We start from the raw sequence: 4,697 nt of genomic DNA on the forward strand, positions 1-4,697 counted from the left end.
AGTCCCGTGGCCATACCACATCAGTGCGCGGCCATTCAGTTCATCACCGGAGTGATTCCCTGTGCCACGCTCGCTTTTTGAATTACAATTTGCGAGCCCTAAAATCAGGCAACTTCTTTATCTAAGCATCAGGGGTGAACAACTGAAATCCGCGCGTGTCGCGCATTTTCCAACGGTTTCGGCCATATCCGTCCGCATGCGAGCCACCCAATCCGCATCGCCCCAGTCCGCATCAAAACAAGCTCCGGGAAAGACGCGGCAAGGACACTGTCACACCTTCCCCTATCTTGAAAAAACGAGAGGAAGCCCAGCGGTTTCCCGTCGGGCTCCCTCTCATGGTTCCTTATATATGTCCTATATATAAGGTGTCACATCAATCCGGCAATCAGATGCGTTCGGAGGCTTCCTCCGTAGCGGCTTCGCCCTGACGCTGGATGCGCAGCTGGTGACCTTCCTTCTGGCTGACGCCGTAGTAGGCGGCGATGGCGATATCCTTCATATCCTCGATCTGCGGGATACGCGGGTTCGCCGGAGCGCACTGATCTTCGTAGGCGCGCATGCCGATCTGGTCGATGATGGACCAGTAGTAGTCCTCATCCACACCGCACTCCTGGAAGCTCTTGTTCATGCCGAGCTTGTTGTCGCGGTAGTCCTCGACGGCCTTGGCCAGGTTCTCGACACCTTCCTCAGGAGTCTTGCCCGGGTTGACGCCAAGGTTCTTGGCGATCTCCTGGTAGCGCTCCGGAGCGATGTACTTGCTGTACTTCGGCCAGCTGGTCGGCTCCTCCGGAACGGATCCGTTGTAGCGGATCACGTACGGCAGCAGGATGGAGTTGGTGCGGCCGTGGGCCACGTGGCACAGCGCGCCGATGGTGTGGGCCATGCCGTGGCACATGCCGAGGAAGGCGGAGCCGAATGCCATGCCGGCCATGGTGGCGGCGTTGTGCATCTTCTCCTGTGCACGGGTCTTCTCCTCACCCGGCTCGCCGTTGACGGACTCGGCGAGGTTGTCCCAGACCAACTTGGCCGCATGCAGGGCCATGGCGTCGGTGAAGTCGTTGGCATACACGGACACATAGGCCTCGAAGGCGTGGGTCAGGGCATCGAAGCCGGCGTCGGAGGCCAGCTTGCGCGGCTGAGTGCGGGCCAGCACCGGATCGACGATGGCGACGGACGGGGTCAGCGCGTAATCGGTGATCGGGTACTTGTAGCCGGTCTTGTGGTCGGTGATCACAGCGAACGGCGTGACCTCGGAACCGGTGCCGGAAGAGGTCGGGATGCACACCAGCTTGGCCTTCTTGCCCAGCGGCGGGATCTTGAATGCGCGCTTGCGGATATCGAAGAACTTCTCGCGCACATCGGAGAAGGAGATCTCCGGGTGCTCGTACAGCAGCCACATGATCTTGGAGGCGTCCATCGGGGAGCCGCCGCCGACGGCGATGATGGTGTCCGGCTCGAACTCGTCACGCATCATGGCGGCGCCGCGCTCGACGGTCTCGACGCTCGGCTCCGGCTCGACATAGTCGATGATGCGGAAGGTCACGCGGTTGGAACGGGCGCGCAGCTGGTCGATGATCTTGTCGACGATGCCGAGCTGCTCCATCACCTTGTCGCACACGATGACGGCCTTTTCGATGCCGTACATGTCACGCAGGTACTTGATGGCGTTCGGTTCGAAGTAGGTCTTGGCCGGAATCTTGAACCACTGCATGTTGTTGTTCCTCCGAGCGATGCGCTTGATGTTGAGAAGATTGACTGCCTGGACGTTGCCGGACACGGAGTTGCCGCCGTAGGAGCCGCAGCCCAGGGTCAGGGACGGAGCGATGGCGTTGTAGATGTCACCCACGCCGCCGAGGGAGCTCGGGGAGTTCCAGATGATACGGCAGGCGTGCATGCGCTGGCCATATTCGCGGACCAGGTCCTGGTTGTTGGTGTGAATGGCGGCGGTGTGGCCGGCGCCATGCTTCAGCATGGCCTCGCACATCTCGAAGCCCTGCTCCTTGTTATCGGACTTCAGCACGGCCTGGACCGGAGCAAGCTTCTCCATGGTCAGCGGCTCGTTCTCGCCGACTTCCTTGCACTCGGCGGCGAGGATGGTGGCGTCTTCCGGAATCTCGAAGCCAGCGGCCTTGGCGATGTACTGCGGGGACTTGCCCGGCACCACGGAATTGAGCTTCGGGGTCTGTCCGGAATAGGCGGTGCAGCCGAACATGTACTGCTCAAGCTTGGCCTTCTCCTCGTCGTTCACGAAGTAGGCCTTGCGACGCTTAAGCTCCTTGACGAGCGGATCGTAGATGTCCTTGTCGGCGATGATGGCCTGCTCGGTGGCGCAGATCATGCCGTAATCGAAGTGCTTGGAAAGAATCAGGTCGTTGGCGGCACGCACGACATCGACGTTCTTGTCGACGTACGCCGGAGCGTTGCCGGCACCAACGCCCAAAGCGGGCTTGCCGGAGGAGTACGCGGCCTTGACCATGCCCGGACCGCCGGTGGCGAGGATGGTGGCGATGCCATCATGCTTCATCAGCGCGCCGGTCGCTTCGATGGACGGATGCTCGATCCACTGGATACAGTTCTCAGGAGCGCCCGCCTCAATGGCGGCGTCGCGCACGATCTTGGCGGCCGCGACGGAGCAGTTCTGGGCACCCGGGTGGAAGCCGAAGATAATCGGGCAGCGGGTCTTCAGTGCGATCAGGGACTTGAAGATGGCAGTGGAGGTCGGGTTGGTGACAGGGGTCACGCCGGCAACGACGCCGACCGGTTCGGCGATCTCGTCAATGCCCAGCACGTCGTCCTCACGGATGATGCCGACGGTCTTCTGTCCGGCCAGATAGTTGGTGACGTGCTCGCAGGCGAAGATGTTCTTGGTGGCCTTGTCCTCGACCAGACCACGATGGGTCTCCTCGACGGCCATCTTGGCGAGCACCAGGTGCTTGTTCAGAGCTGCGACGGAAGCCTTGGCCACGATGTGGTCGACCTGCTTCTGATCGAGCTTTTCGAATTCGTCAAGAGCCTTCAGACCCTTCTTGACCAGGGCGTCGACCTCAGCTTCGGCTGCGGCGAGCTTCTCTTCCGGAGTCGGCTTGACCGGCTCTTCCTTCTTCTTTGCGTCTGCCACTTGAAGTCCTCCTCGATTCTTTGGGGAATTGCAAAGGTTTTTCAGTTATCTCCGACCACCTGTGCGGCGGACGGCACGTTGCTGGTCATGTTGTGACCTGAGTCACAATATACTCGAGAACAATGGCGTTGCATATTCTTCGTCGTGTCGTGTGATTCATGTTCTCTTCTTATCTTTTTTTGTTCTTTTCATCGATTTTTTCAAACATTTTCCATGCCACAAACTCTTCTTTGACGTGTTTTGTTCACTCTGCGTCCACTTATCGAACATCGTTTTCACAGTTTTCTAAAGAACTTTTTTTAAAGTATTTTCTTTTTCTTGCAATCGACAGCACACTTCATAAAAATACTTTTGTAAAGGTATAATCGACAGAAGCAACATACACCCGTCAAGGAGCAGACATGAGAGCCGTTCCCACCATGGCCGTAAAGGAGCTCAACAAACGAGCTTTGACCAGATACCTGTACACGAATGGCCCAGCCACCAAACAGGTCCTGGAAAGGGAACTTGGCCTCAGCCTGCCGACCATCACCCAGAACCTGCGCGCGCTCGAGCAGGAGGGTCTCGTGGGAAAGGGCGAGCAACTGGAATCCACTGGCGGCAGAAAGGCGCAGACCTTCGTGTTCGAATCGCGATGCAAGGCGGCCATCGGCGTGGCCATGCGAGCCAACGGGCTGAACCTGTGCGCGATCGACTTGCACGGGCATGTCATCGCACGACACCACTCCGCGCTCCCCTACCGCAACACCGACGCGTACTACCAGAAAATAGGCGACGTCATCAACGACTTCGCAGCGAAAATCGAGCGCGGCGGCAGCGGCATCCTAGGAGTCGCGTTCGCCATCCAAGGCATCGTGTCGGCCGACGGAACGACCATCAGCTTCGGCAGCATCATGGGCAACACGGGCGTCAAACTGGGCACCATCGCACAGAACGTACGCTATCCGAGCATCATGATCCACGATTCCGACGCTTCGGCCATGACCGAACTATGGCTCGACCACGCGCTCAGCGACGCGGTCTGCGTGTACCTCGAGATGCGGCCCGGCGGCGCGGTGATCATCGACGGCCAGCTGTATCAGGGTCCCAACCTGCGCAACGGCGTCATCGAGCATATGACACTCGTCCCCGGCGGCAACAAATGCTATTGCGGCCAGTACGGCTGCATGGATACCTACTGCTCACCGGAAACCCTGCTGGAGGACGGCGAAAGCCTATCCGGATTCTTCAGCGTGCTCAGGCAGGGCGAGCACGGGCATCGGCAGCGCTTCGATCACTGGCTGGCCAACGTGGCGCAGGCCGTGAGCAACGTCCGCGCACTGCTCGCCGGAGACATCATCATCGGCGGAGAGGCGGCCCGTTACCTCGGTCCGGACGATATCGACCATCTCAAGGCGCTGGTCGAGGAGAAAAGCGCGTTCCATGACACGCACTTCGTTCTGCGCAAGAGCCTGTGCGTGGAGGACCAGAACATCATCGGCGCGGCATTGCGATTCGTGCAATCCTACGTGGCCGATATCTGCAACACGGAAATCTGACGCGGTCCGCGCGACATGCAAAAACAGGGGCGTGGCCCCCC

The 4,697-nt window shown here is 59.5% G+C and carries 2 protein-coding genes; one reads left to right on the plus strand and one right to left on the minus strand.

Annotated elements, in window-relative coordinates; genetic code table 11:
* Positions 1-385: 385 nt before the first annotated feature.
* Entirely contained in the window at positions 386-3,118 is a 2,733-nt protein-coding gene (gene adhE, locus ACR0P8_RS08690; protein ID WP_432624691.1) for a bifunctional acetaldehyde-CoA/alcohol dehydrogenase, read from the minus strand.
* 401 nt (positions 3,119-3,519) lie between these two features.
* Between adhE and ACR0P8_RS08695 the strand changes: the two genes are divergently transcribed.
* Positions 3,520-4,656 carry an ROK family transcriptional regulator gene (locus ACR0P8_RS08695; protein WP_432624692.1) on the plus strand — a complete coding sequence of 379 codons (1,137 nt, stop codon included), beginning with the start codon at positions 3,520-3,522 and terminating at the stop codon, positions 4,654-4,656.
* The last annotated feature ends 41 nt before the right edge of the window (positions 4,657-4,697 follow it).

The organism is Bifidobacterium sp. (genome assembly GCF_050874245.1).
Lineage (GTDB): Bacteria > Actinomycetota > Actinomycetes > Actinomycetales > Bifidobacteriaceae > Bifidobacterium.

Coding starts and splice junctions, on each gene's coding strand:
- ACR0P8_RS08695 (WP_432624692.1), top strand. CDS start 3,520: ATGAGAGCCGTTCCCACCATGGCCGTAAAGGAGCTCAACAAACGAGCT.